The 22,492-nt window shown below is 66.5% G+C and carries 25 protein-coding genes; 7 read left to right on the top strand and 18 right to left on the bottom strand.

The features are described from left to right. Window positions 1-8: 8 nt before the first annotated feature. The 4 genes from AB6807_RS00455 to orn form a co-directional block, all read right to left on the bottom strand. Window positions 9-770 carry a molecular chaperone gene (locus tag AB6807_RS00455; RefSeq protein ID WP_371083114.1) on the bottom strand — a complete coding sequence of 254 codons (762 nt, stop codon included), beginning with the start codon at window positions 768-770 and terminating at the stop codon, window positions 9-11. A gap of 59 nt (window positions 771-829) precedes the next feature. Then, window positions 830-1,372 carry a fimbrial protein gene (locus AB6807_RS00450; RefSeq protein ID WP_371083113.1) on the bottom strand — a complete coding sequence of 181 codons (543 nt, stop codon included), beginning with the start codon at window positions 1,370-1,372 and terminating at the stop codon, window positions 830-832. 435 nt (window positions 1,373-1,807) lie between these two features. Further along, window positions 1,808-3,748, bottom strand: a complete 1,941-nt coding sequence (locus AB6807_RS00445; protein WP_371083112.1) for a DEAD/DEAH box helicase — start codon at window positions 3,746-3,748, stop codon at window positions 1,808-1,810. A gap of 262 nt (window positions 3,749-4,010) precedes the next feature. After that, a complete protein-coding gene (gene orn / locus AB6807_RS00440; RefSeq protein ID WP_371083111.1) occupies window positions 4,011-4,607 on the bottom strand; it encodes an oligoribonuclease in 597 nt (198 codons plus the stop codon). Window positions 4,608-4,672: 65 nt separating this feature from the next. Here orn and AB6807_RS00435 point away from each other — a divergent pair, with 65 nt between their 5' ends. From AB6807_RS00435 to rsgA, 3 genes are read left to right on the top strand one after another with little or no spacing between them, the layout of a single operon-like run. Next, window positions 4,673-5,935 carry a M48 family metallopeptidase gene (locus tag AB6807_RS00435; RefSeq protein ID WP_116908182.1) on the top strand — a complete coding sequence of 421 codons (1,263 nt, stop codon included), beginning with the start codon at window positions 4,673-4,675 and terminating at the stop codon, window positions 5,933-5,935. Between the two features lie 34 nt (window positions 5,936-5,969). Next, complete coding sequence (locus AB6807_RS00430) at window positions 5,970-6,326, top strand: 4a-hydroxytetrahydrobiopterin dehydratase (protein ID WP_116908183.1); 357 nt, start codon at window positions 5,970-5,972, stop codon at window positions 6,324-6,326. 12 nt (window positions 6,327-6,338) lie between these two features. Beyond that, on the top strand, window positions 6,339-7,292 hold the full coding sequence (gene rsgA / locus AB6807_RS00425; protein WP_371083110.1) for a ribosome small subunit-dependent GTPase A: 954 nt from the start codon (window positions 6,339-6,341) through the stop codon (window positions 7,290-7,292). A 25-nt stretch (window positions 7,293-7,317) separates the two neighbouring features. Here the strand turns inward: rsgA and AB6807_RS00420 are convergent, their stop codons facing one another. From AB6807_RS00420 to rpsP, 8 genes are all read right to left on the bottom strand, one after another. Next, window positions 7,318-8,343: a hypothetical protein gene (locus AB6807_RS00420; RefSeq protein WP_371083109.1), complete on the bottom strand. Its 1,026-nt coding sequence runs from the start codon at window positions 8,341-8,343 to the stop codon at window positions 7,318-7,320. A 23-nt stretch (window positions 8,344-8,366) separates the two neighbouring features. Beyond that, window positions 8,367-9,458: a histidinol-phosphate transaminase gene (hisC, locus tag AB6807_RS00415; RefSeq protein ID WP_371083108.1), complete on the bottom strand. Its 1,092-nt coding sequence runs from the start codon at window positions 9,456-9,458 to the stop codon at window positions 8,367-8,369. A gap of 16 nt (window positions 9,459-9,474) precedes the next feature. Further along, the gene (locus AB6807_RS00410) at window positions 9,475-10,476 is read right to left on the bottom strand and encodes a CobD/CbiB family protein (RefSeq protein ID WP_371083107.1); all 1,002 of its coding nucleotides are present in this window, start codon (window positions 10,474-10,476) and stop codon (window positions 9,475-9,477) included. 52 nt (window positions 10,477-10,528) lie between these two features. After that, window positions 10,529-11,248 (bottom strand): CoA pyrophosphatase, encoded by a 720-nt coding sequence (locus AB6807_RS00405; RefSeq protein WP_371083106.1) that lies wholly within the window; start codon window positions 11,246-11,248, stop codon window positions 10,529-10,531. 129 nt (window positions 11,249-11,377) lie between these two features. Continuing rightward, window positions 11,378-11,755 carry a 50S ribosomal protein L19 gene (rplS, locus tag AB6807_RS00400; RefSeq protein WP_116908189.1) on the bottom strand — a complete coding sequence of 126 codons (378 nt, stop codon included), beginning with the start codon at window positions 11,753-11,755 and terminating at the stop codon, window positions 11,378-11,380. A 110-nt stretch (window positions 11,756-11,865) separates the two neighbouring features. Then, window positions 11,866-12,612, bottom strand: coding sequence for a tRNA (guanosine(37)-N1)-methyltransferase TrmD (gene trmD / locus AB6807_RS00395; RefSeq protein ID WP_371083105.1), 747 nt, complete (start codon window positions 12,610-12,612; stop codon window positions 11,866-11,868). A 16-nt stretch (window positions 12,613-12,628) separates the two neighbouring features. Further along, on the bottom strand, window positions 12,629-13,183 hold the full coding sequence (gene rimM, locus AB6807_RS00390) for a ribosome maturation factor RimM (protein WP_116908191.1): 555 nt from the start codon (window positions 13,181-13,183) through the stop codon (window positions 12,629-12,631). A gap of 16 nt (window positions 13,184-13,199) precedes the next feature. Continuing rightward, window positions 13,200-13,463 carry a 30S ribosomal protein S16 gene (gene rpsP / locus AB6807_RS00385; RefSeq protein WP_093124286.1) on the bottom strand — a complete coding sequence of 88 codons (264 nt, stop codon included), beginning with the start codon at window positions 13,461-13,463 and terminating at the stop codon, window positions 13,200-13,202. 180 nt (window positions 13,464-13,643) lie between these two features. Between rpsP and AB6807_RS00380 the strand changes: the two genes are divergently transcribed. Both AB6807_RS00380 and AB6807_RS00375 read left to right on the top strand, forming a co-directional pair. Continuing rightward, the gene (locus tag AB6807_RS00380) at window positions 13,644-14,168 is read left to right on the top strand and encodes an N-acetyltransferase family protein (protein ID WP_371083104.1); all 525 of its coding nucleotides are present in this window, start codon (window positions 13,644-13,646) and stop codon (window positions 14,166-14,168) included. An 18-nt stretch (window positions 14,169-14,186) separates the two neighbouring features. Continuing rightward, window positions 14,187-14,633: a TM2 domain-containing protein gene (locus tag AB6807_RS00375; protein WP_116908193.1), complete on the top strand. Its 447-nt coding sequence runs from the start codon at window positions 14,187-14,189 to the stop codon at window positions 14,631-14,633. 12 nt (window positions 14,634-14,645) lie between these two features. On the opposite strand, the gene AB6807_RS00370 is transcribed toward AB6807_RS00375, so the two are convergent. From AB6807_RS00370 to hda, 6 genes are all read right to left on the bottom strand, one after another. Then, on the bottom strand, window positions 14,646-15,656 hold the full coding sequence (locus AB6807_RS00370) for an inorganic phosphate transporter (RefSeq protein WP_116908194.1): 1,011 nt from the start codon (window positions 15,654-15,656) through the stop codon (window positions 14,646-14,648). A gap of 14 nt (window positions 15,657-15,670) precedes the next feature. After that, entirely contained in the window at window positions 15,671-16,315 is a 645-nt protein-coding gene (locus tag AB6807_RS00365; protein WP_021006205.1) for a DUF47 domain-containing protein, read from the bottom strand. 125 nt (window positions 16,316-16,440) lie between these two features. Next, the gene (locus AB6807_RS00360) at window positions 16,441-17,052 is read right to left on the bottom strand and encodes a trimeric intracellular cation channel family protein (RefSeq protein ID WP_371083103.1); all 612 of its coding nucleotides are present in this window, start codon (window positions 17,050-17,052) and stop codon (window positions 16,441-16,443) included. A 22-nt stretch (window positions 17,053-17,074) separates the two neighbouring features. Then, window positions 17,075-17,770: a 2-amino-4-hydroxy-6-hydroxymethyldihydropteridine diphosphokinase gene (folK, locus tag AB6807_RS00355; protein ID WP_371083102.1), complete on the bottom strand. Its 696-nt coding sequence runs from the start codon at window positions 17,768-17,770 to the stop codon at window positions 17,075-17,077. After that, window positions 17,767-19,377, bottom strand: a complete 1,611-nt coding sequence (pcnB, locus tag AB6807_RS00350; protein WP_371083101.1) for a polynucleotide adenylyltransferase PcnB — start codon at window positions 19,375-19,377, stop codon at window positions 17,767-17,769. Before pcnB ends, folK begins: the two co-directional genes overlap by 4 nt. A gap of 27 nt (window positions 19,378-19,404) precedes the next feature. Continuing rightward, complete coding sequence (hda, locus tag AB6807_RS00345) at window positions 19,405-20,091, bottom strand: DnaA regulatory inactivator Hda (protein WP_286512900.1); 687 nt, start codon at window positions 20,089-20,091, stop codon at window positions 19,405-19,407. 162 nt (window positions 20,092-20,253) lie between these two features. On the opposite strand from hda, the gene purM reads away from it, so the two are divergent. Both purM and AB6807_RS00335 read left to right on the top strand, forming a co-directional pair. Then, complete coding sequence (purM, locus tag AB6807_RS00340; protein WP_371083100.1) at window positions 20,254-21,303, top strand: phosphoribosylformylglycinamidine cyclo-ligase; 1,050 nt, start codon at window positions 20,254-20,256, stop codon at window positions 21,301-21,303. 50 nt (window positions 21,304-21,353) lie between these two features. Next, window positions 21,354-22,472: an AI-2E family transporter gene (locus AB6807_RS00335; RefSeq protein WP_371083099.1), complete on the top strand. Its 1,119-nt coding sequence runs from the start codon at window positions 21,354-21,356 to the stop codon at window positions 22,470-22,472. Window positions 22,473-22,492 lie beyond the last annotated feature (20 nt).

Genomic DNA, 22,492 nt, shown 5'->3' with positions numbered 1-22,492 from the left:
GACGAGGACTACTGCCCGGACCCAAAGGGCCTGAGCGGCTGCTTGACGGGAACCAGGGCGCCGTAGTCGTTGATGGCGTTGAACTCGACCGTGGCGCCCGCCGGCGGAACGGCGCTAGGCTCTTTCAGGTCGAAGGTCTCGGTCTCGCCGGGGCCCACCATGCCGTCTTCACTTGCGATGTGCTGCGAGTTCGCGACCACATGCAGGTCGGCCAGCGAGACATGGAATGCCGAGGGGTTGAATGCCTGTAATGCGTAGCCCGAGCCATTTGTGGCACGGACGACTTTCCATTGAATTTGCTCCATGGCTTCGATCGGATTGCCGGAAAGACCCACGGGACGGAAAAAAATCTTGATGCGCGAACGAAATGCCATTTGCAGGACATTGGCGTCCGGCTGCGCTTCTGGGGCAGGCGGAATTTCCAGGACGTTGAGCCAGAACACGGCCTCTTTGGCCTGCTGCAACGGGGCGCCCGTGAAGATCATGCGCAGGCTTTGGCCCTTGGAAGGATCGATGCGAAAGACCGGCGGCGAAAGAATGAACGGTGCGCTCGAACTACTGGGACTGGAGGTCATGTCACCCGTATCGATCCATGCTTGAACAAGCGCGGGCAGCGACCCGTTGTTGTTCAGCTTCACGGTGACTTCTTTTTGAGCGGCGGGGTAGATCACGCGAGTGCCGGTGATCACCACGCCAGCCACCGCTTGCGAGCCAAGCAGCAAAACGGAGGCGGCCAGCACCAGGCGCTGGACGAAAGGCTTGAGAGACATGACGAACTCCACGGTGGCATGGGCGCACATCCCGGGGGACGTGCGCCCAGCCAGCCGCTTTACTTGTAGTTGATGGAGTAGGTCACCGAACTGAGGACGGTGCCTGCCGTGGCCTTGCCGGTAGCGAAGTACTGAACCGCGTACGGCAGCGTGGCCGAATTGGCGGTGATGGCCGTGGCGGTGGTCGCCGTAACTTGCGAGGTGTCGCCAGCCTTGATGACATTGCCGTTCGCGCCATCCACGAGCTGAAGCTGGACCAACCTGGCGGTGCCGGTCGTGTTGCGCAGGTTGTTGGTGATCGCGTCGACGGTCGCGCCGGACTCGAAGAACGCGGAGGCGGTGATCGCAGGACCGGAGCAAGCGCTCAACCCGATCTTGAAGCCGGTCTGGCCGGTCGTCTTGCCGGCGGTGTCCAGGAGTGCGCTGGAAACCGTCGGCAGCGTGACCGTCGAGACGGCGGGGCTCACCTGGCCGTTGACGGTCACGGTGCAGGTCTGGTCTTTGACTTCACCAGCGAAGTTGATCGTGCCGTCTGCGGCGAATGCGGATTGGGCGGCGGTGGCAGCGATCAGGATGGAAAAAATGCGGGACTTGGAAATCATTGAAGAAAACTCCGGGGAGATGGTTGCTGTTTATTGACGTTCTCTTTTCAGGTAAGCGTCTGCGCGATAACGCAGACCGCAATTTAGAGAAGGCCCTCTCGCCGTCCCATAAGACTGGTCCTATAAATAAAACTGGTCTAGGAGTCTGTGGAAAAAGCCGCAATAGCGCGGTGTTGCGCACGGGCGCGCGTACCTCGTTCGAGTCGACAGCGGTCTGCCAGAGCCCAAGAAAAGCAGGTCAACCAAAAAAGAGAAGCCCGTCACGCTGCGGCGTGACGGGCTGAAATGCTGCGGGAATTTGGACGCTGAACAGGCCCGTCTAAGAAAACTCTGAGCGGGTCAATCTCGAATCTGGAGCCCCAATGAGAAAAGCCCACGTTCGCAAGGAACGTGGGCTTTTCGGGGCGAAGCGGCTGTCAAGCCGCTCGCAAAGGATCAGCGGCTGGGCTTGAACGAGCGCTTCTGTGCGTCACGGGGCACGAAGACCTTGCCCGGACCGCCGTGGCCTGCGCCATTGCCGCGGGGAGCGAAGCCCTCACGGGGTGCAAAACCTTCACGCGGTGCGAAACCTTCGCGGGGAGCGAAGTCGCCACGGCCGCCGCCGTTGCCGCCGCGCGGTGCGTTGTCGCCCCAACCCGGCTTGCGACCGTAGCCACCACCGCCGCCGTTGCCGCCTTCGTCACGGCTGCCGCCGAAACCAGCGTTGTGACCGCCACCACCCTGGCCGCCGAAGCCACCGCCACGCGGTGCCGGGGGACGCGAGCCGCGGTCGTTGAAACCGCTGGCGCCGGCGTAGTTGCCGTTGCCGCCACCGAAACCGCCGGCGTTGCCGCCGCGATGACCACCGCCGCCGCCGAACTTGCGGTCACGCGACTGGTTGTCGCCGCGGCCGCCGCGGTATTCGCCTTGCGGCGGACGCGACTGCGGCATGCGCTGTTGCGGTTCCATGCCGGGCACCACTTCCGCCTTGAACTGCTGGCGGCTGTATTGCTCGATGTCCATGATCTTGCGGCGATCGCGGAACTCGGCGAACGTGATGGCCAGGCCATCGCGGCCAGCACGGCCGGTGCGGCCGATGCGGTGGGTGTAGTCCTCGGCCTTCATCGGCAGGCCGAAGTTGAAGACGTGCGTGATGGTGGGAACGTCGATGCCGCGGGCGGCAACGTCGGTGGCCACCAGGATCTGCACCTGGCCTTGGCGCAGCGCCATCAGGCGACGATTGCGCAGACCCTGGCTCAGGGCACCGTGCAGTGCCACGGCGCTGAAACCGTCTTGCTGCAGGTCGGCGGCGAGGCCGTCGCACTCGACCTGCGTGCTCGCGAACACGATGGCCTGGTTGATGGTAGTATCACGCAGCCAGTGGTCGAGCAGCTTGCGCTTGTGCTGGCTGTTGTCGGCCCAGTACAGCGACTGCTTGATGTTGGCGTGCTTTTCTTGCGGGCTGTCGATCGTGATGCGTTGCGGCTCGCGCATGACGCGCTGGGCCAGCTGCTGGATGCGCGGCGCGAACGTGGCGCTGAACATCATGGTCTGCTGGCGCTCGATGGTGAGCTGGTTGACTTCGGCCAGGTCGTCGGAGAAACCGAGGTCGAGCATGCGGTCGGCTTCGTCGACCACCAGGAACTTGACCTGGTCGAGCTTGAGCTGCGACGAGCGTTGCAGGTCGAGCAGGCGGCCGGGCGTGGCAACCACGAGGTCGGCGTTCTGCAGCTTGGCGATCTGCAGCTGGTAGGGCATGCCGCCCACCACATTGGCGACGCGCAGGCCGCGGCAATGGCGAACCAGCTCGATGGCGTCGTGCGCCACTTGTTGCGCGAGTTCACGCGTCGGGCACAGGATCAGGGCGCCGGGGGTAGCGGCCTTGAAGTGGCGGGCGTTGGTCGGGTCCTTGCGCTTCGGCTTCTTCGGCACGGCTTCGCCGCGGGCAGCGGCTTCAGCGGCCAGGCGCTGGAATTCGGCCTTGGCTTCGGCTTCGGCTTCGGCCTGGCGCTTCAGGAGCGTGTGCAGCACCGGCAGCAGGAATGCCGCGGTCTTGCCCGAACCGGTTTGGCTGGACACCATCAGGTCGACGAAGCGGGCCTTGCCGTCCTGGCCGGCTTCACCGCCCATTGCGAGCGGAATCACCTTGTCTTGCACGGTGGTCGGCTGGGTGAAACCCAGGTCGGCCACAGCGGCGATCAGTTCGGGAGCGAGGCCGAGACGGATGAAGCCGTTGGGCAGGCTGGGTTCTTCCACCGCGGCCACTTCGGGGGCGGCTGCATCGAGCGCCTCGAGGATGGGTGCTTCGGACACGGTGTCCACAGCAGCGGTGAATTCGTTATGGGTAGCGGATTGCACAGGCGCGAACTCGCCCTGCGCTTCAAAAGCGTCGGTCATGAATATCAATCTCAAACGCGAGCGCTGCCGTAGGCGGCGCCCCGTTGGTGGTTAAAAACATCAACCATCCAACGACATTCAACTTCGGGCTGACGCCTGAGGTTGCGGCCCTTTTTGATCAGCGAATGCGATCGGGCGCGGTGTGCAAGATAGGGAGATGCAAGAGACGCTGACCGGGCTTGGAACACCTGCCTGATCAGCGAAGCCTGCGATTATGGCACGGATTCGGGTTTTTACCTAATCCTTCTTATACCGCCCCTGCTCAGTCGGTCAGGCGCAGGAAGGTATCGCGGTAGTGCGCCAGCTCTTCGATGGATTCGTGCACGTCGGCCAGCGCGGTGTGCGCCTGCTGCTTCTTGAAACTGTTGTAGGCCGTGGGCTTCCAACGCTTCGCCAGCTCCTTGAGGGTGCTGACGTCGAGGTTGCGGTAGTGAAAGTACGCCTCTAGCTTGGGCATGAACTTGACCAGGAAGCGCCGGTCCTGCCCGATGGTGTTGCCGCACATGGGCGAGCCGCTGCGCGGGATGTACTTCGCGATGAATTCGACCAACAGCTTCTCGGCAGCAGCTTCGTCGAGCGTGGAGGCCTTCACCTTGTCGATCAGGCCACTGCGGCCATGGGTGCCTTTGTTCCAGGCGTCCATGGCGTCGAGCACGGCGTCGCTCTGGTGAATGACGAGCACGGGCCCGTCGATGCGCGGCGTCAGGTCGGGGCCCGTGACCACCACGGCAATTTCGAGCAAGAACTCCTTTTCAGGGTCCAGGCCGCTCATTTCGCAGTCCAGCCAGACCAGATTCTGGTCGCTTCTCTTCAGGGTGGGCACGGCGGCCGGGGATGTCGGGTCTAGGGATTCGGGCATCGCAGGATTGTCGTCGAAGGCCTGCGGCCCCAGATGCCGGGGACTAAACTCGCCGGTCCATATCTATGTCCTATTCCCTCATTTTCACCATTGCTTTCGCAATCGCGCTGGTTGCGGGCCTGCTCGTGAAGTTCTGGCTGGCGTCGCGCCAGGTGCGCCATGTGGCGCAACACCGTGGCGCGGTTCCGGCCGCATTCGCCCAGACCATCACCCTCACAGCGCACCAGAAAGCTGCCGACTACACCATCGCGAAGGCACGCTTCGGCCTGATTGAGCTGGCCTGGAGCGCGGCACTGCTGCTGGCCTGGACGCTGCTCGGCGGGCTCGACGTGCTCAACAAGCTGCTTTTGACATGGCTGGGCGGCGGCATGGTGCAGCAGCTGGTGCTGCTGGGCGCATTTGCGCTGATCGGCGGGCTGCTCGAGTTGCCGTTCACGCTCTGGCAGACCTTCAGGCTCGAGGAGCGCTTCGGATTCAACAAGATGACCTGGAAGCTCTGGCTGGCCGACACCCTCAAGTCGACTGCGCTGGGCGCCATCATCGGCCTGCCGATCGCCGCGCTGATCCTCTGGCTCATGGGCGCCGCCGGCCAGCTGTGGTGGCTCTGGGCGTGGGGTGCGTGGATGGGCTTCAACCTGCTGCTGATGCTGATCTACCCGACCTTCATCGCCCCGCTGTTCAACAAGTTCAAGCCGCTGGACGATCCGACGCTCAAGGCGCGCGTCACGGCGTTGATGAAGCGCTGCGGCTTCGCTGCCAAGGGCCTGTTCGTGATGGACGGCAGCACGCGCAGCGCGCACGCCAATGCCTACTTCACTGGTTTCGGCGCCAGCAAGCGCGTGGTGTTCTACGACACGCTGCTGCGCCAGCTGAACGCCCGCGAGGTCGAGGCGGTTCTCGCGCACGAGCTCGGCCATTTCAAGCACCGTCACATCGTGAAGCGGCTTATTGCCATGTTCGCGCTGAGCCTGGCCGGCTTCGCCCTGCTGGGCTGGGTGTCCACACAAGTCTGGTTCTACACAGGCCTGGGCGTGCAGCCCAACATGAGCGCGCCCAACAGCGCCCTCGCCCTGCTGCTCTTCATGCTCGCCGTGCCTGTTTTCGGCTTCTTCGTCGCGCCTTTGCCGGCACGGCTGTCGCGCAAGCACGAGTTCGAGGCCGATGCCTACGCCATCGCCCAAACGAGCGGCGCCGACCTGTCGGCCGCCCTGCTCAAGCTCTACCAGGACAACGCCTCGACGCTCACGCCAGACCCCCTGTTCGTCAGCTTCTATTACTCCCATCCGCCTGCTTCCGAACGCCTCGCGCGCATGACGGCGGCGGCGTGACCTGTTCACTTTCAATTTCTTCGCGAAGCCTTTCATGAGCAGCATGTTCAAGCCCAAAGACTGGAAAAACCTTCCTGCACGCAAAGCCCTGAGCGCCACCGAGATCGTGGCCGGCCTCGCGCGACTCGACGGCTGGAAGCTCACCGGCGACGGCGCAGACGTCGCCATCGAGAAGACCTTCAGCTTCGCCAACTACTTTGAGACGATCGCCTTCGTGAACGCGCTGGCTTTCGTCGCGCACACGCAAGACCACCACCCCGACCTGTCGGTGCACTACAACCGCTGCGTGGTGCGCTTCAACACGCACGATGTGGGCGGCTTGTCGGTCACCGACTTCGACTGCGCGCGCCAGGCCGATGCGCTGGTCGCCAGCCCGGGACCCGCCGCATGACGGAACTCGCTTTTGGCTAAGCCGGGCCGCCGCGCCACGCCCGCGGCCCCTGCCGCGAAAGCGCTGAACGACGGCCTCGTCGTCGCCAGCCACGGGCGTCACTGCCTGGTCGAGACACCCACGGGTGAACGCCTGATCTGCCACCCGCGCGGCAAGAAAAGCCAGGCCGTGGTCGGCGACCGCGTGCTCTGGCAAGCCACCGAGGACGAAGGCACCATCGAACAGGTGCTGCCGCGGCGCAACCTGTTCTATCGGCAGGACGAGATCCGCACCAAGTCGTTCGCGGCCAACCTCGACCATGTGCTGATCCTGATCGCGGCGGAGCCGGAGTTTTCAGAGCACCAACTCGCGCGCGCCTTGATAGCGGCGCAGGCCGAACGCATCACGCCGATCATCGCGCTCAACAAGAGCGACCTGGTCGAGCCCTTCGAGCGCGCCTGGACCAAGCTGGCGCCCTACCGGCGCATGCACCACGGCGTGCTGCCGCTGTCGCTGAAGGCGTCGGGCGAAGCCGACTACGCCTCGCTGATGAAGCTGCTGGCAGGCAAGTCCACGCTGGTGCTGGGCCCCTCGGGCTCGGGCAAGAGCACGCTGACCAACCTGCTGGTGCCGGGCGCCACCGTGCTGACGCAGGAGATTTCTCAGGCGCTGAACTCGGGCAAGCACACCACCACCAGCACCACCTGGTACTGGATCGACGAAGCCCGCAGCACCGGGCTGATCGATTCGCCGGGCTTTCAGGAATTCGGGCTCAACCACATCGAGCCCACGCAGCTCGCCGGCCTGATGCCCGACATTGCCGAGCACATGGGCGACTGCAAGTTCTACAACTGCACCCACCTGCACGAACCCGGCTGCGGCGTGATCGCGAACGTGGAGACAGCGAGCAAGCCCGGCGCCATCAGCGCGAGCCGCTACAGGATCTACGGCGAACTCTTCGCCGAACTGAGCCAGAAGCGGTATTGAGCAGCCGCAATACCCAGCGGCCGGCTCAGCCGAGCCAGACCCGGTACGACTTCCAGGTCGGATCGAACACCAGGTCCAGCGTCACCGGCACGTCCATGTCTTCCTGCAGCGCTTGCGCATGCGTGATCGCCGCGGCCGCGTCGGCCACCTGAAAGTTGACCGTTCGCACGCCCTCCTCCAGCACCACGTGCGTGCAGCAACCCGCCTCGTGCGTCTGCAGCAGCGCGGTCAGCCGGTCTTCGTAGACGCGGGCGTCTTCCAGCTCTTCGCCCGAGGTCACCGGCATCGCGGCCGACAGCCGATGGCCGAGGTCGGCGCGCCCCAGCAGCGAGGTGGCGGAGTCGTTGCGCATGACGACCAGTTCGATCTCGCTGCCGTCCTCGGCTTCGCGCGTGGCTGTCAGGCCCGACCACGCGTGCTCGCCCACCGGGAACACGCCGGTATGGCCGAGCTCGTCGCGCCAGCAGGCATCGAACACCGGCACGAAGGCATCGAGCGACACGCCCTCGAAATCCGCGCTGTCTTGCGCGTCGACATAGTCGACCGGGCCGACCTTCACCGCCGTGTCGTACTCGCCCAGGATGTGGTCAAGCATGATGAGGCTCATGTGGCGCGCGTGGTCCTGCATGTCCATCGGAATGGGCTTGGCGAAGCCAATTTCCAGCGCCACCAGGCCGTCGTAGGGTTCGTGCTTGACCAGGATGTCGGCGCTCGCCAGTTCGAAGTCGTTCATGCGAATGCCGAAGCCCTCGCCGGTGCGCTGGCGAAATGCCTCCACCTCGACCTGCGGCAACACGGGGCTGCTGTGTGCGAGCGCCATCACATCGTCGAAGTCGTCGACGGAACCATGCGCCGTCAACACCAGCTTGAAGTTGGGTGGCTCGCCGGCCACCTCGGCGGCCAGCCGCGGAAAGAAGGGCTCCAGCAGGGCGTTCAGCGCCTGCACCAGCTCGTGGGCCGGCAGGGCCCGCAAGCTGTCGAGCTCGGCGCTCAAGGTTTTCCAGAAGCCTGCGCAGGCCGCTGCGCGCGGGTCGGAGTCGAGGGTCGACATTGCCGGAAGGTCCTTTGGTGTGTTCAGGCGGTGGGCCCAAGAATGTCTTGCAGGCACTGCACGAGCGTGCTGCATTGCTCGCGCGTGCCGACGCTGATGCGCAGGTATTGCGCCACGCGCTGCTGCTTGAAATGCCGCACCAGCACAGCACGCTCGCGCAAGGCCGCAGCCAGTTCGGCGGCATCGCGCTGCGGATGGCGAGCGAAAACGAAATTGGCCTGCGACGGCAACACCTCGAAGCCCAGGTCTTCCAGCTGGAGGCACAGGCCTTCGCGGGTGTCGACGATCTTGTCGCGCGTGGCGCGGAACCAGTCTTCGTCGTCGAGGGCCGCCACCGCGCCCGCTGAGGCCAGGCGGTCGATCGGGTAGGAGTTGAAGCTGTCCTTGACGCGCACCAGCGCGTCGATCAGCTGCGCCTGCCCGCACGCAAAACCCACCCGCAGGCCGGCCAGCGAGCGCGCCTTGGAAAGTGTCTGCACGACCAGCAGGTTGGGGTATTTGTCGATCAGCGGCAGCGCGCTTTCGCCACCGAAATCGACATACGCTTCGTCGACCAGCACCACGCGGTTGGCGCAAGCCTGGAGCAGCTGCTCGATGCGCGCCAGCGGCTGGCCGATGCCGGTGGGGGCGTTGGGGTTCGCGATGACGACGCCCGCGCAGTCTCGGCTCGCGCGCGCGGCCATGGCGTCGATGTCGATGCGCAGGCCGTCGTCCACCGGCTGCAGCTCGCAGTCGATGCCGTACAGCTGCGCATAGACCTTGTAGAAGCTGTAGCTCACGTCGGGCATCAGCAGCGGCTCGGCCTGCTGGAAGAAGGCGAAGAACGCGTGCGCCAGCACTTCATCTGAGCCGTTGCCGGCGAACACCTGCTCGGGCTTCAGCGCATGGCGGCGCGCAACGGCTTCGCGCATGGCGAGCGATGTGGGGTCGGGATAGCGCTCCAGCCCCTCTTCCGCCGCACGCTGGATCGCCTCGACGGCCATCGGCGACGGCGGGTACGGGTTCTCGTTGGTGTTCAGCTTCACGAGGTTCGCGATGCGCGGCTGCTCGCCGGGCACGTACGGCTCGAGCGCGCCGATGCGCGGGCTCCAGAAAGCCGGCACGGGATCTGTCATGAAATTCTCCTGCGGCTCAGCCCAGCAGGCGAGCAAGGGTCAGCAAGGCCAGCAGCACCATCCACATGACGACCGAACGCCATACCAGGCCCACGACGCTGCGCAGATGGCCTGGCTCGGGCTCGCGCCCCGGGGTGCTGCCGCTGTCGATGCGGCGCCCGTCGACCATCGACTCGCCGGCCTGCGCGCGCGACAGCGGATCGGTCACGGGAATGGGGCTCAGCGAGCCGCCGCCCAGGCGCACGTTCACCGCGCCGGACGTCGCGGCGAGGATCACGCCGTCGTTCTCGTTGGGGAAGCGCTGCGCGTCGTTGCGCCAGCAGTCGATGGCTTCCTCGAAGCTGCCGACCACGGCGAAACCCAGCGCGGTGATGCGCGCAGGGAGCCAATCGATGGCATGCCAGGCGCGCCCGCCGGCCTCCTGCACCGCGACGCTCGACGGCTGCACCGCGGCGCCGTTCTTGTGGGCCCAATAGCGCGAGACGAATTCGCTCATGCGATAGAACACGGCGCCGGCCGGTCCGAGGCCGATGGCCGCGATGATCGAGAACCACGCCAGCACGCCGAACACGTGGCGGTGCGCGGCAATCACCGAATGCTCGATGACGTGGCGCACGATTTCGCTGCGCGGCAGGTCAGCCGCATCGACGCCCTGCCAGTGCGCGAGCAGGGAGCGCGCGAGCGGCTCGTCGCCCTCGTCGAGGGCATCGCGGATGTCGGTGAAGTGGTGGCTGAACTGCCGGAAGCCCAGCGTGACGTAGAGCACCGCGATGCTCCAGAACACCGCGAACGGCAGGCCGAGCGTGAGCACCAGCAGCCAGTGAACGCCCAGTGCAATGAGCGTGGGCACGAACACCGCGAGGCCCCACGCGATCCATCCGTGATGCGGCTTGCCCGCGTCGAAGTTGCGGCTGGTCCAGCGCGTCCACGCCAGGACACCGCCGTACACGGGGTTGTGCGGGCCCAGGGGCCGCACCTGCTCGATCAGCAGCGCGCACAGGATGGCAAAAAAGCTCATCCTTCGATGATAGCGAGAGCGCCTGACGGTTCAGGCCTTCCGGGCACGGATCTCAGGCCGCGAGAAAGCGGTAGAGATTGCGCAGCATGCCCGCGGTCGCGCCCCACACGAAGCGCTCTTCGGTGCCATCCTGGTAGGGCATCGAGTACCACTGGCGCCGGCTGCCGTCCACCGCGCTCACGGTGTGGCGGCGATGGTTGGCGGGGTCCATCAACCAGGCCAGCGGCACCTCGAAGGCATGCGCCACTTCGTAGGGGTTGATGGTGAGTTCGAAATCGGGCTGCACCAGCGCGACGACCGGCGTCACGATGAACGAAGTTACCGTCGTGTAGGTCGGCAAGCTGCCGAGCACCTCGATGAACTGCGCAGACAGCCCGACCTCTTCCCATGCTTCGCGCAACGCGGCAGCGGCGATGTTCGCGTCTTCGGGGTCGACACGACCACCTGGAAACGCCACCTGGCCCGAATGGTTCGACAGGTGGGTGGTGCGCTCGGTGAGCAGCACGGTCGCGCCTTGTGGGCGCTGGACGATCGGCACGAGCACCGCCGCCTGCGCGGGCGCGCGGTCGATCATGCGCGGCTCACGACGCAGCTCGGGCTCCCACGTAGGCGGCGAGGCGAAGCGCGCGCGCAATGCCTGCGCCGTCAACTGGTCGGCCGCCACTGCCGGCAAGCCGTCGCTGCCATCCACGAACGGCGCCTCGCGCGGGTCGAACTGCAGCAGCGTGGGCGGTACCACGGCATTGATGGGTTCGACGGGAGCGGATTGCATGGAGGCGGCGGAGGTAGAAGTGGTCAAGAGGCGTTGAGTAGAGCGTAAAAAGGCGAAGCTGTCTTTTTGTGCGAAGCACCAATGCAAAAAGCCGCCAGAGCGGCGGCTTTTCTTGCACGACAGGGCTGCTTATTTGGCAGCGGCCGTCGACTTGCTCGGCAGCTTTTCTTTGATGCGTGCCGAACGACCGCTGCGTTCGCGCAGGTAGTACAGCTTGGCGCGGCGCACATCGCCGCGACGCTTGACTTCGATGCCGGCGATCAGCGGGCTGTAGGTCTGGAACGTACGTTCCACGCCTTCGCCGCTGGAGATCTTGCGCACGGTGAAGCCGCTGTTGAGGCCACGGTTGCGCTTGGCGATCACCACGCCTTCGTAGGCCTGGACGCGCTTGCGGGTGCCTTCGACAACGCTCACGCTCACGATGACGGTGTCACCAGGCATGAAATCGGGAATGGTTTTGCCGAGGCGGGAAATTTCTTCCTGCTCGAGGGTCTGGATGAGGTTCATGATTTCCTGAAAGTCGATCGTGTCGGGCTACACAAAGGGCGCCTTGGGCTTTCGACGGTGAGCCGTTGAAAAGACCGGCGCGGCCGGGCAGAGGATCGCGGAGCCCGAGATTATAGCTTTTTTTTCAGCGCGGCCTCATCGGCCTTGCCAAGGCGGCCTGCAGCGCGGGCTGCGTCGATGAGTTCCGGGCGCCGGGCGGCCGTGATGGCCAGGCGCTGGTCGCGCCGCCAGCGCTCGATCTGCGCATGGTGGCCCGAGAGCAAAGCCGCCGGCACGCCCTGACCGTTCCATTGCTCGGGCCGCGTGTAGTGCGGGCAATCGAGCAGGCCGTCGAGCGCGGGGTTGAAGCTGTCCTGCACATGGCTGGCTTCATCGCCGAGCACGCCGGGCTGCAGCCGCGCCACCGCGTCGAGCAGTGCCATCGCCGCGATCTCTCCGCCGGAGAGCACGAAATCGCCGAGGCTGATCTGGTGCGTGACACGCGTGTCGATGAAGCGCTGGTCGATGCCTTCGTAGCGGCCGCAGACCAGCACCGCCCCCTCGCTGGCCGACCAGCGCTCGACCGACTCGTGCCGCAGTGCCTCGCCGATCGGCGAAAACAGCACGACAGCCGCTTGCGCGCCACGCGCCGCGAGCGCCGCATCCAGGCAGGTCGATAGCGGCTCCGCCATCATCACCATGCCGGGGCCGCCGCCGAACGGGCGGTCGTCCACGCGCTTGTAGTTGCCCAGCGCGAAGTCGCGCGGATTCCACAACACGACCTCGACCTGCTTCGATTCGTAGGCGCGGCGCGTCACGCCGCTGGCCATGAAAGGCGCGAACAGTTCGGGAAACAGCGTGAGGACGTCGAAGCGCATGCCGCGCGGGCGCCGGTCAGTATTCGGGTTGCCAGTCGACCGTGATCAGGCGACCGGGCAGGTCGACCTTGTCGACGAAGACCGAGACGAAAGGCACCATCCGTTCGACGGGCTTGCCGTCTTCTTCGGCGGTCAGCACCAGCGTGGTCTGCGGGCCGGTGGCGAGCAGTTCGCGCACCGCGCCGAGCACGACGCCTTCGCGATTGACCACCGACAGGCCGATCAGGTCGACCCAGTAGTACTCGTCGTCGCCGGCCGTGGGAAAGCTGGAGCGCGGCACGAACACGCGCGCGCCGCGCAGCGCTTCGGCCGCGTTGCGATCGGGCACGTCGTCGGACGTGGCGACGATGCAGTCGGAGTGTTCTTTGGCTTCGCGGATCGCGAGCCGGAAAGCGCTGCTGGCCGAGGCTCCGGGAGCCTGCAGGAACCAGCGCTTGGAAGAGAAAAGCGCCTCGGGTTGGGCGCTGTGGGGCAGGACCTTGAACCAGCCCTTGATGCCCCATGCGTCGGCGATGCGCCCTACCTCAATCGCGTCCGCCGGCAATTCGGCGGTTTCGAGTGCGGGCAACATCGCCTAGCGGGACGGCTTAGGCCGCCGCCTTGGGAGCTGCCGAAGCAGCTTGCTTGATGATGCGCAGGACCGTGGGCGAAGCTTGTGCGCCAACGCTCTTCCAGTACGCCAGGCGGTCCTGGGCGATACGGATGCTTTCTTCGTTTTCCTTGGCGGTCGGGTTGTAGAAACCCAGGCGCTCGATGAAACGGCCATCGCGGCGAACGCGCTTGTCCGACACGACGATGTTGAAGAACGGACGGCCTTTGGAGCCGCCGCGGGAGAGTCGAATGACGACCATGATTTATCCTTGGGTGGTCAGCAGGCCTTATGGATGAAGAAGAGGCCCGCTCACAATGTTCTTCCAGCGTCGAGACACGCGACATGGCCACCCGGCCAGCGACACGCTGAAAAGCCTGCGATTATAGCCCGACACGCGTTTTCTCCGAATTCCGGCCTCGCGCCTCCAGTTTTCATCCGCATGCCCCTCACCATCCGCCCCAGCCGCGACGAAGACGTTGCAGCCATCACGGCCATCTACGCCCACCACGTGCTGCACGGCACCGGCACCTTCGAAACAGAGCCTCCCTCCCCTGCCGACATGGCCGCCCGCCGCGCGGACGTTCTGGGCAGGAACCTGCCTTACCTGGTCGCCGAAGAAAATTCGGAAGTGTTGGGTTTTGCCTACTGCAACTGGTTCAAACCGCGCCCGGCCTACCGTTTTTCAGCCGAAGACTCGATCTACATGTCCGAGTCCGCACGCGGCAAGGGTCTGGGCGCGAAGCTGCTGGCGGCGCTGTCGCAAGCGGCCGAAGCGGCCGGCGTGCGCAAGCTGATCGCGGTGATCGGCGACTCCGCCAACGCCGGTTCCGTCGGCGTGCACCGCAGCCAGGGTTTCACGCACGTCGGCGTGCTGAAAGACTGCGGCTGGAAGTTCGGCGAATGGCGCGACGTGGTGCTGATGGAGAAGGTGCTCGGCGAAGGCAGCACCACAAAACCCGAATGACACCCGAATGACGCCCGAATGAAAAACAAGACCACCGCCGCCTGGCTCACCTTCCTCGGCGGCCCGCTCGGCCTGCACCGCTTCTACCTGCGGGGCGTCGGCGACTGGCTCGGCTGGCTGCTGCCCATTCCCACCGCGCTGGGCGTCTACGGCATCGAGCGCGTGCGGATGTACGGGGTGGACGACGGCCTCAGCTGGGCGCTGATTCCCTTACTGGGGTTCACCATCGCCGGCTGCGCGCTGATGGCCATCGTCTATGGCCTCATGACGCCGGAGAAGTGGAATGCTCGCTTCAACACCAGCGCGCCCACGGACGCGGCGCCCGGCCAGACCAACTGGTTCACCATCGGCGCGGTGGTGCTGGCCCTGTTCTTCGGCAGCACGATCCTGATGGCCAGCATCGTGTTCAGCTTCCAGCGCTACTTCGAGCACCAGATCGAAGAAGGCCGCAAGATTTCGCAGTGACCGCCCGGGCGCTCAGAACAACTGGATGCTGATCCAGTAGGCGATCGCGGCCACGAAGGCCGACGCCGGGATCGTGAAGATCCACGCCCACACGATGTTCCCCGCCACGCCCCAGCGCACCGCGCTCGCGCGCTGCGTCGAGCCAACACCGACGATGGCGCCGGTGATGGTGTGCGTGGTCGACACCGGTATGCCCAGCGCGGTGGCCAGAAACAGCGTCAGCGCTCCGCCCGTCTCGGCGCAGAAGCCGCCCACGGGCTTGAGCTTGGTGATCTTCTGGCCCATCGTCTTCACGATGCGCCAGCCGCCGAACATGGTGCCCAGCGCAATCGCCGTGTAGCAGCTCACGATGGTCCACAGCGGCGGCGCCGCGTCGCTGGCCGAGGCGTAGCCGGTGGCAATCAGCAGCATCCAGATGATGCCGATGGTCTTCTGCGCGTCGTTGCCGCCGTGGCCCAGGCTGTACGCGCCCGCGGACACCAGCTGCAGCCGGCGGAACCAGCGGTCGACGCGCGAAGGCGTGGCCCGGCGAAAGCCCCAGGCCACCGCGATCATCATCAGCGAGCCCAGCAGGAAGCCCAGCAGCGGCGACACGAAGATGAAGGCCACCGTCTTCCATATGCCCGAGGCCACCAGGCCGGCGGTGCCGGTCTTGGAGATCACCGCGCCCACGATGCCGCCGATGAGCGCGTGCGACGAGCTGCTCGGAATGCCGTAGTACCAGGTGACGAGGTTCCAGCTGATGGCGCCCACCAGCGCGCCGAACACCACGTGCACATCGACCACGCCCGGCTGGGCAATGCCCTTGCCCACCGTGGCCGCCACGCTCAAATGGAAGATGAAGATCGCGATCAGGTTGAAGAAGGCCGCGAACACCACGGCCTGACCCGGCTTGAGCACGCCGGTGGAGACCACCGTCGCGATCGAGTTCGCGGCGTCGTGGAAGCCGTTCATGAAGTCGAACAGGATCGCCAGCGCGACCAGCACTATCACCACCCAAAGGGCGACCTGAACCGTTGCCATCGGTTGCTACCCGCTCAGGAATTCTCGAGGACGATGCCCTCGATCACGTTGGCCACGTCCTCGCACTTGTCGGTGATCGTCTCGAGCAGCTCGTAGATCGCCTTCAGCTTGATCACCTCGCGCACATCGGGCTCCTCGCGGAAGAGCTTGCTCATGGCGCTGCGCATCACGCGGTCGGCGTCCGACTCGAGGCGGTCGATTTCCTCGCAGGTCTTCAGCGTGGCCTCGGCCACGGCGGGGTCGGCGATCTTGCCCAGGAACTTGACGGCGTCCTTCAGGCGGTCGCAGCACTTCACGCTCAGCGCGGTGAGGCGCACGATCTCGTCGGTCATGTGGCGCACGTCGTACAGCGCCATGGTCTCGGCCGAGTCCTGGATCAGGTCGGCCACGTCGTCCATCGTGTTGATGAGCTTGTGGATCTGCTCGCGGTCGATGGGCGTGATGAAGGTCTTGTGGATGAGCCGGTTGACGTCGTGCGTCACGCGGTCGGCCGCGCGCTCGGCGTTGTCGACGTCGCGGTTGTACTGCTCGCGCAGGTGCACGTCGTTGTAGTTGGCCACCAGCTGTTCGAAGGCGCGTGCCGCCTCGACGATGCGCTCGGCATGCTGGTTGAACATCTCAAAAAAATTCCCCTCGCGGGGCAACAGCTTGCCGAACATGACAACTCCTGGGACGCGCCAATCACAATTTCATGACGCCTTCATGAAAAACCGGCGAAGTTTAACGGGCGCAGCGGCACAAACCCGCAGCACCGGCTTTTTTCAGACCCAGGATCGGCCGCGATTCAGCCCTGCAGGCGCAGCACCGGCAGGTGCCAGCCGCCGAAGATGCCGCCCAAACGCAGCGCCACGATCAGCAGCACCGCGGCATGAAAGGCCCAGCGCCGCGGCACGCCGCCCGCCTGCAGCAGCAGGTAGGCCGCAATGCCCGCGATGGCGGCAGAGCCGTAGATGCCGCTGCTGAGCAGCAGAGGCACATGCGCGGTGAACACGTCGCGCAGCAGGCCGCCTGCCGCGCCGGTCATGGTGCCGACCAGCAGCACGATGACGGCCGGCAGGCGCCGCTCCTCAGCCACCTGCGCGCCGGTGATGGCGAAAAGCCCGAGCCCCAGCGCGTCGGCCAGGGCCAGTGCGTGCTCGGGCACCGGCAGCAAATGGACCCAGGCGATGGTGAACGCGCAGGCGGCCAGGATCACGTAGACATAGCGCGTGTCCTTGATCCAGAACACCGGATGGCGGTCGAGCAGCAGGTCGCGCAGCGTGCCGCCGCCCACCGCCGTGACCGAGGCGATCACCACCACGCCCAGCCAGTCGAGCCCCGCGTGCCCGGCCGCCAGTGCCCCGCTGACCGCGAACACCGCCACGCCGGCGAGATCGAGGACGTAGAGCAGAAGCACTGCGGCAGCGCGGGCGGCCGCGTCAGGTGATGCGCTTGACCACCTGGCCCGTGACGCGTGCCAGCGCGGCGCGCGGCACCTTGTCGGGCGCAATTTCGGCCAGCGGCTTCAGCACGAAGGCGCGCTCGCGCATGCGCGGATGCGGCAGCGTGAGCGTGGGGGTGTCCATCACCGAATTGCCGTGCATCAGCAGGTCGAGGTCGAGCGTGCGCGGCGCGTTGGGAAAGGGGCGCTCGCGGCCGGCCTGCGTTTCCAGGCGCTGCAACGCCACCAGGAACTGCTCGGCATCCAGCCCGGTGCGCACGGCGACCACGGCATTGACGAAATCGGGGCCTTCCGCGTCCACCGGCTCGCTGCGGTAGAGCGACGAACGGGCCGTCACCTGGGTGCGCTGCAGCGCACCGATGGCCGCCATGGCCGCCTTCACGGACGCCTCGGCGTCGCCCAAGTTGGCGCCGATGGCGACGAAGGCCTGCACGGTGGGGTAGTCCTCGCGCGGGCCGCGCGGGGCACGGCGGGCGGGCGGGCCGCTCCTGGCGCCGGCCGACGGTGGCTTGCCGCCTGCGCGCGGGGGTGCGGTCCTGGGCCTGGCGGCGGGCTTTGCCGCATCTTTTGCCGGCGCTTTGGTCACCCCTGTGGCCACCTTTTTTGCCGCGGCCTTCGCGGGCGGATTCTTCGCGTCCTTCTTGCCGTCCTTCGGCCGGTCGAACGCGCTCATTCGCCTGCGGCGCTGCCGCCGCCCTCACCGCCACCACCTGCGGGGCGCGGCTTGCGGCGGCGCCGGCGCTTGCGCGGCACGGCCTCGCCGTCGGGCGGCACGGCACCGGCCTCGATTTCGGGCTCGTCGTCGGAGTCCGAATCGCGGCTTTCTTGTCCGACCAGTTCGCCACGCGGCTTCGGCGGCGGCGGCGTTTCACGCACCCGCACGCGCTGGCGCACCTTCTGTTCTTCACGCACCTGCTCCAGCAGGTCCTGGCGGCGCAGGTCGTCGGCGGTGCTGAACTCCTGCCACCACTCGGCAATGGCCTCGCTCACCTCGCCCACATCGGCGCGCAGGCGCATGAAGTCGAAGGCAGCGCGAAAACGCGCCTGCTCGACCAGGCTGTAGGGCGTGGAGCCGGTGCGCTTGTCGAAGCGCGGCTGCATCATCCAGATCTCGCGCATGTCGGCGGCCAGCTTGCCGCGGCCCGACACATCGCCGATGCGCGAATTGAACACGTCGTCGATGGCGTCCTGCAGCGCCGGGAACGGCGGCTGCGCGCGCTGGCCGTGGCGGCCTTCCTGGCGCTGGGCCCAGCCGTCGCGCACGTCGGCCCACAGCACGCAGGCCAGCAGGAAGCTGGGCGCCACGGGCTTGCCTTCGCCCACGCGGCGGTCGGTGTCCTGCAGGGCGGCCCGCACGAAGGGCTGGTCGGCGCGCTCCACCACCACGTCGAGCAGCGGGTAGATGCCGCGCGCCAGGCCGAGCTTGTTGAGCTGCTCGATGGTGGCGATGGCATGGCCGGTCTGCAACAACTTGAGCATTTCGTCGAACAGGCGACTCTGCGGCACGTCGGCCAGCAGCTTGCTCGACTCGATGAGCGGGGCGGCCGTCTTGGCTTCCATCTTGAAGCCCAGGGCGGCGAGCTTGGCCGAGAAGCGAATGGCGCGAATGATGCGAACCGGGTCTTCGCGGTAGCGCGTGGCCGGGTCGCCGATCATGCGCAGCGTGAGCTTCTGCGCGTCCTTGATGCCGTTGTGATAGTCCACCACCACCTGGTTGGCCGGGTCGTAGTACATGGCGTTCACGGTGAAGTCGCGGCGCGCCGCGTCTTCTTCCTGCGGGCCCCAGACGTTGTCGCGCAGCACGCGGCCGCTGGCGTCCACGGCGTGCTTCATGCTCGCGAGCTCGCCCTTGCTGGTGCGCTCGTTGCCCGACACCTGCTCGGCGGCGGTGTTGTCCATGTAGGCGCGGAAGGTGGAGACCTCGATCACCTCGTGCTCGCGCCCGCGGCCGTACACCACGTGCACGATGCGAAAGCGCCGCCCGATGATGAAGGCGCGGCGAAACAGCGACTTGACCTGCTCGGGCGTGGCGTTGGTGGCCACGTCGAAGTCCTTGGGGCGCAGCCCCAGCAGCAGGTCGCGCACCGCGCCGCCCACCACGTAGGCCTCGTACCCCGCCTGCTGCAACGTGGTGACCACGTTCTTCGCGCGTTCGTCGACCAGGGCCGGATCGATCTTGTGCACCTCGGCCGGCACCTCCTGGCGCTTGCCGAAGCGGCTCTTGCCCTGCGTGCTGTCGGCGGATTTGCCGAGCAGCTTGTCGATGAATTTCTTGATCATTGTTGGTTGGAAGCCTTGTTCGCTCTTTTATTCGTTCTCGAGCATGGAGCGGATCAGCGGGATGGTGATCGCGCGTTGCGTCTGCAGGGCGTAGCCATCGAGCTGCGTGAGCAGCTCCATCAGGCTGCCCAGGTCGCGGCTGAAGCGGTGCAGCATGTAGTCGAGCACGTCGTCGGACAGCATCACGCCGCGCGCATCGGCGGCCTGGCGCAGCACCGCGCGGCGTTCGCTCTCGCTGAGCACCTGCAGGTGGAACACATGGCCCCAGCCTAGGCGGGTGCGCAGGTCCTCGCGCAGCGTCAGGTCGGCCGGCGGCAAGGCGCCGGCGGCCACCACGCCGCGCTGCAGGGTCTGGGCGTTGACGAACCAGTTGAAGGCCGCGTGCTGCTGCACGGCGGTGTAGAGGTGCACGTCGTCGAGCAAGACGGCGCCCCAGCGCTCGTCGAACTCGGGCGGCTCCAGCAGGCCGGCGTGGAGCCAGCCCACGCTGGCGCCCTGCTCTTTCAGTGCGACACGCACCGATTCGAGCAGATGGGTCTTGCCACTGCCGCCTTCGCCCCACAGGTAGGTCGGCACCGGCGAGTGCAGCGCAGGGCTGCCGGCGGCGCCCACCCACACTTGCAGGTGGCGCAGCGCCGCCTCGTTGGGGCCGGCAAAAAAGGCGTCGAAGCTGGGGCCCGTCGCAATGCCGATATCGAGCGCGAGCTGTTTCATCCCGGGAAGGTTCATGGAGGGGGCCGCGAGGGCCCTTAAAATCGTGAGGAATTCTATCGGCCCGGCCACCCCGGTTGCCGGCGCCCCCTTCAGTTCCTGCGCTTCGCACCCTTTCGCGTCTTTCGCTGCTCTTCCCGACCTCTCTTCCCGACCTCGACCCCTATGACCTCCCCTACGCCCACCCCGCTCAGCTACAAGGATGCCGGTGTCGATATCGATGCCGGCGACGCCCTGATCGACCGCATCAAGCCGCTGGCGAAGAAGACCATGCGCGAAGGCGTGCTGGCCGGCATCGGCGGTTTCGGTGCCCTGTTCGAGGTGCCCAAGCGCTACAAGGAGCCGGTGCTGGTGAGCGGCACCGATGGCGTGGGCACCAAGCTCAAGCTGGCTTTCGAATGGAACATGCACGACACCGTCGGCATCGACCTGGTCGCCATGAGCGTGAACGACGTGCTGGTGCAAGGCGCCGAGCCCCTCTTCTTCCTGGACTATTTCGCCTGCGGCAAGCTGGACATCGACACCGCCGCGGCCGTGATCGGCGGCATTGCCCGCGGTTGCGAGCTCTCGGGCTGCGCGCTCATCGGCGGCGAAACCGCTGAAATGCCCGGCATGTACCCCGCTGGCGAGTACGACCTGGCGGGCTTCGCGGTCGGTGCGGTCGAAAAGTCGAAGATCCTCACGGGCCAGAACGTCAAGCCCGGCGACGTGGTGCTCGGCCTGGCCTCGGCCGGCGTGCATTCCAACGGGTTCAGCCTGGTGCGCAAGGTGCTCGAACGCGCCGAGCAACAGGAGGGCGGCCTGCCCGCCACGCTCGACGGCAAGCCCCTGCGCGACGCCGTGATGGCGCCCACCCGCCTCTACGTGAAGCCCGTGCTCGAGGCGCTGGCTAAGCACCCGATCAAGGCGCTGGCCCACATCACCGGCGGCGGCCTGCTCGAGAACATTCCGCGCGTGCTGCCCGAAGGCACGGCCGCCCACCTGAAGAAGGGCAGCTGGCCCCAGACCGAGCTGTTCGCCTGGCTGCAGAAGGTGGCCGGCATCGACGACATCGAGATGAACCGCACCTTCAACAACGGCATCGGCATGGTGGTGGTCATCGACGCGGCCGAAGCCGCGGCCTGCGCCGCCACGCTGCGCGCCGCCGGCGAATCGGTGCACGAGATCGGCGTGATCGCCGCGCGCGGCGAAGGCGCCGCGGTGATCGTCGGCTGAGCGCCGGCTGCTCCGTCCCCTTCCAGAGCAGAGCAAGCGACACCCCCCGGATGGCCAAGAAGCCGCAACCCATCACCCCTTCCGCGATCCCGGGCCCTCAAGGTTCTCCGGGTTCCTCGGGCCCCGCCTACCGCCCGACCGCCTCGCGCGGCGTGATGGTCGCCAGCTACCTGCTGATGCTGGCGGCGCTGCTGCTGGTGATGTGGGAGCACCTGCTGCCGGGGTTGCTGTGCGTGTGCATCGGCTTTCTGGCCACGCGCTGGTTCGCGCGCATCCTCACCACGGGCCTGGCGCGCATTCCGGCGCTGGGCAAGCGGCCCGAGCGGGCGCTGGGCTGGGCCAACGTACTGGCTGTCATCCTGGTGCTGCTGGGCCCCATCGCGCTGCTCACGCTGGCGCTGTCGCAGGCGCGGGAATACATCGTCGACGCGCCCGACCAGTACCGCGAGCTGCTCGACTACACGGCGCGCACCGTGCTCGAGCTGCGCTCCAAGCTCCCGGTCGAGATCGCGGCCTACCTGCCCGAGGGCGCGGCTGAAATCCAGCGCGTCATCGCCAACTACCTGCGCGCGCAGGCCGGCTCGCTGGCCATGGCCGGGCGCGCCTGGCTGCACGGGCTGCTCTTTTCTTACGTGGGGCTGATCGTCGGCGCGCTGGCGGCGGTGTCGCACGCGGCGCTGCGCCGCAAACCACTGGCCGAGCAGCTGCACCAGCGCGTGCAGACCTTCGGCGAGGCCTTTGGGCAGATCGTGGCCGCCCAGTTCTGGATCGCGGCCTTCAACACGCTGCTGACCGCCATCTTCCTGCTGTTCATCATGCCGATGTGGGGCGCGCACCTGCCGTACACGCCGGCGCTCATCACCCTCACCTTCCTGGCCGGGCTGGTTCCCATCGTGGGCAACCTGGTGTGCAACTCGGTCATCACGCTGGTGGGGTTGTCGGTGTCGCCGGTGACGGCCGCGGCCTGCCTGATCTTCCTGATCGTCATCCACAAGGCCGAATACGTCATCAACGCCAAGGTGGTGGGCGCGCGCACGCAGATGAGCGTGTGGGAGCTGCTGGCCGTGATGTTCGTGGCCGAGGCGATCTTCGGGCCGGCCGGGCTGGTGGCCGCGCCGCTGTACTACGCGTACCTGAAGAAAGAACTGCAGGCGGCGGCGCTGGTCTGACGGGGTCCGGGGCTGTTGCC

The sequence above is a fragment of the Variovorax sp. RCC_210 genome (assembly GCF_041355175.1).
Lineage (GTDB): Bacteria > Pseudomonadota > Gammaproteobacteria > Burkholderiales > Burkholderiaceae_C > Variovorax.
The sequence above is the reverse complement of the archived record's forward strand: the minus strand, read 5'-3'. Positions and strand labels throughout refer to the sequence as shown.

Excerpts from the sequence above, each read along its gene's own strand:
- AB6807_RS00455 (WP_371083114.1), bottom strand. The coding sequence starts at position 770 with ATGTCTCTCAAGCCTTTCGTCCAGCGCCTGGTGCTGGCCGCCTCCGTT.
- AB6807_RS00450 (WP_371083113.1), bottom strand. The coding sequence starts at position 1,372 with ATGATTTCCAAGTCCCGCATTTTTTCCATCCTGATCGCTGCCACCGCC.
- AB6807_RS00445 (WP_371083112.1), bottom strand. The coding sequence starts at position 3,748 with ATGACCGACGCTTTTGAAGCGCAGGGCGAGTTCGCGCCTGTGCAATCC.
- orn (WP_371083111.1), bottom strand. The coding sequence starts at position 4,607 with ATGCCCGAATCCCTAGACCCGACATCCCCGGCCGCCGTGCCCACCCTG.
- AB6807_RS00435 (WP_116908182.1), top strand. The coding sequence starts at position 4,673 with ATGTCCTATTCCCTCATTTTCACCATTGCTTTCGCAATCGCGCTGGTT.
- AB6807_RS00430 (WP_116908183.1), top strand. The coding sequence starts at position 5,970 with ATGAGCAGCATGTTCAAGCCCAAAGACTGGAAAAACCTTCCTGCACGC.
- AB6807_RS00420 (WP_371083109.1), bottom strand. The coding sequence starts at position 8,343 with ATGTCGACCCTCGACTCCGACCCGCGCGCAGCGGCCTGCGCAGGCTTC.
- hisC (WP_371083108.1), bottom strand. The coding sequence starts at position 9,458 with ATGACAGATCCCGTGCCGGCTTTCTGGAGCCCGCGCATCGGCGCGCTC.
- AB6807_RS00410 (WP_371083107.1), bottom strand. The coding sequence starts at position 10,476 with ATGAGCTTTTTTGCCATCCTGTGCGCGCTGCTGATCGAGCAGGTGCGG.
- AB6807_RS00405 (WP_371083106.1), bottom strand. The coding sequence starts at position 11,248 with ATGCAATCCGCTCCCGTCGAACCCATCAATGCCGTGGTACCGCCCACG.
- rplS (WP_116908189.1), bottom strand. The coding sequence starts at position 11,755 with ATGAACCTCATCCAGACCCTCGAGCAGGAAGAAATTTCCCGCCTCGGC.
- trmD (WP_371083105.1), bottom strand. The coding sequence starts at position 12,612 with ATGCGCTTCGACGTCCTCACGCTGTTTCCCGAACTGTTCGCGCCTTTC.
- rimM (WP_116908191.1), bottom strand. The coding sequence starts at position 13,183 with ATGTTGCCCGCACTCGAAACCGCCGAATTGCCGGCGGACGCGATTGAG.
- rpsP (WP_093124286.1), bottom strand. The coding sequence starts at position 13,463 with ATGGTCGTCATTCGACTCTCCCGCGGCGGCTCCAAAGGCCGTCCGTTC.
- AB6807_RS00380 (WP_371083104.1), top strand. The coding sequence starts at position 13,644 with ATGCCCCTCACCATCCGCCCCAGCCGCGACGAAGACGTTGCAGCCATC.
- AB6807_RS00375 (WP_116908193.1), top strand. The coding sequence starts at position 14,187 with ATGAAAAACAAGACCACCGCCGCCTGGCTCACCTTCCTCGGCGGCCCG.
- AB6807_RS00370 (WP_116908194.1), bottom strand. The coding sequence starts at position 15,656 with ATGGCAACGGTTCAGGTCGCCCTTTGGGTGGTGATAGTGCTGGTCGCG.
- AB6807_RS00365 (WP_021006205.1), bottom strand. The coding sequence starts at position 16,315 with ATGTTCGGCAAGCTGTTGCCCCGCGAGGGGAATTTTTTTGAGATGTTC.
- folK (WP_371083102.1), bottom strand. The coding sequence starts at position 17,770 with ATGAGCGCGTTCGACCGGCCGAAGGACGGCAAGAAGGACGCGAAGAAT.
- pcnB (WP_371083101.1), bottom strand. The coding sequence starts at position 19,377 with ATGATCAAGAAATTCATCGACAAGCTGCTCGGCAAATCCGCCGACAGC.
- hda (WP_286512900.1), bottom strand. The coding sequence starts at position 20,091 with ATGAAACAGCTCGCGCTCGATATCGGCATTGCGACGGGCCCCAGCTTC.
- purM (WP_371083100.1), top strand. The coding sequence starts at position 20,254 with ATGACCTCCCCTACGCCCACCCCGCTCAGCTACAAGGATGCCGGTGTC.
- AB6807_RS00335 (WP_371083099.1), top strand. The coding sequence starts at position 21,354 with ATGGCCAAGAAGCCGCAACCCATCACCCCTTCCGCGATCCCGGGCCCT.